The 1,213-nt window shown below is 50.9% G+C and carries 2 protein-coding genes; both read left to right on the plus strand.

What is annotated here, in order from left to right; translation table 11 throughout:
* Nucleotides 1–263, plus strand: a 263-nt coding sequence (locus D6694_12545; GenBank protein ID RMH38348.1) for a hypothetical protein, incomplete at its 5' end; no start/stop codon positions are given.
* Between the two features lie 104 nt (nucleotides 264–367).
* The gene (locus D6694_12550; GenBank protein RMH38349.1) at nucleotides 368–904 is read left to right on the plus strand and encodes a hypothetical protein; all 537 of its coding nucleotides are present in this window, start codon (nucleotides 368–370) and stop codon (nucleotides 902–904) included.
* Nucleotides 905–1,213 lie beyond the last annotated feature (309 nt).

A 1,213-nucleotide genomic window follows, 5' to 3' on the forward strand; every position in this document is an offset into this window, starting at 1 on the left:
CTGCGGGCTGGCAGGTGTGTGTCCGTGCCGTGGCTGCTCCCTGGGGCGCACCGTTTGCCTGCCGTGGTCTTGGGGCGCGGCGTCCGGTGGGGCATTCGGAGGGGCGTAGGGTTGGTCGGCACGCCCAACAATGCGTGCAGCGGACAGCGGCTACGCCGCGCGCGAATCGGGGCGCGAATTGCAAAGTTTGGTATGGGTTGGCGGTGGTGGTTGTGCAGACGACGCCGCTGCCGCTAACGCTCACGTTGGGCAAAATTAGGTGATTGACGATGAAGTTCTAGATCACCAAGCATAACAGGTAGATGAATCCTACATTTAATTGCCTTGTTTAATGGGTATCTCCTCTATTTGGAGAAAGGTCCGAAGCATGCCCAAGCAGAGAGACTTCACAAGAAGAGATGATATTGTGTCAGATCTTCGGATGGAAATTACCAAGCGAAGATTCCGAGATGCTATCATTATAGCAATCATTTCTGGTGTGTTTTCCTCACTAGCAGCATTTATTACAATATTGCCCAACCTTCCCTCTCAGAGGCAAGATTTTATCTACCATGTTGCTGTAGCAGCCGACAAAAATCCTTTCGAAAACACTAATGTAACCATTGAAAAAGGCGACCTTGTTAAGATAATCGTATTAGGCGATGATGCAAATTGGAATTGCGGCAAGGGGCCAGTAGGCCCATCTGGATACATAAATGAAAAGTGGAGTAGCTTTGTCATGCCATCTGCCAATTTATGTGAATTGGTGGGATATATCCGTGAAGGCATCCCGTTTAGAATCGGCGCATATACTGAATTTGAGGCGGAAGATTCCGGTTTTCTGTATTTAGGCGCAAATGACGCTGAAAACCTTATAGGAGACAACTCAGGGCAGCTATCAATTCGAATAGTGATTCGAAGATAGAAAACTCGTTACTAATTCGTTGGTGAAAGCAAATAAGTCCCCTCATTTGTAGGGGTAACGACAAGGCAGGGTGTCTCCGCTCAAATAGCAGGATTTCCAGCGCCCAACCACGTTTGCAGCGGATGCGGCTTCGCCGCAGTGAGGCGACGGCAAAATTGCCCGCCGTGGCACAGGTTTACCGTGGTGAGACCGCCAACACGCCGCGCCGCTGAAACCAACGTTGGGCGTGTGGAAGGGCTTTTTGTACGGCACGTTGACAGGATGAAGCGTTTGCGCCGATTGGGTGCGTCCCCGGCGAAGGCATAAAGC

The sequence above is a fragment of the Gammaproteobacteria bacterium genome, assembly GCA_003696665.1.
In the GTDB taxonomy this organism is placed as follows: Bacteria; Pseudomonadota; Gammaproteobacteria; order Enterobacterales.

Coding starts and splice junctions, on each gene's coding strand:
- D6694_12550 (RMH38349.1), top strand. CDS start 368: ATGCCCAAGCAGAGAGACTTCACAAGAAGAGATGATATTGTGTCAGAT.